Source organism: Xenorhabdus stockiae, assembly GCF_002632825.1.
GTDB lineage: Bacteria > Pseudomonadota > Gammaproteobacteria > Enterobacterales > Enterobacteriaceae > Xenorhabdus > Xenorhabdus stockiae.
Map to the genome: position 1 here is coordinate 1 of NZ_NJAJ01000161.1, position 416 is coordinate 416.

A 416-nucleotide genomic window follows, 5' to 3' on the forward strand; every position below is an offset into this window, starting at 1 on the left:
TAATTACCATTTGCTGGTTTCAGAAACGGTACAGCAGAACAACTGCATACGTCAGCATGAAACGGAGTATTACGCCCAAATCGGGGCGGAGTTTGCGCAGCAGCCGCCCCAGTTTCAGCTGCCCAAATCGGCCACGGTCCGCTTTATTGCCGGCAACGGCCAGCGGGAGGAGGTGACCCGGACGGAGTTTGATGCGGCCGGCAACCCCACCCTGCAGATTGCCCCGGACGGCACCCGCACGGTGTGGGTCTATTACCCGGCCAAAGGGGAGGTGACACGGCTGGATGACGATTGCTACGGCTGCCCGGCTGACCCCTACGGGTTTGTCCGTTACGTGAAATCGAAAACGGTGACCCCGGGCGTGGCTTCCCCCATCGGGGCCTATGACGATGCGCCGGGGCATGAGGTGATTTACC

Annotated in this window: 1 protein-coding gene; it reads left to right on the plus strand. The window is 60.8% G+C overall.

Annotated features, from left to right (window positions below; genetic code table 11):
• On the plus strand, positions 1–416 hold a 416-nt coding region (locus Xsto_RS21815), incomplete at both ends, for a hypothetical protein (protein ID WP_169926720.1).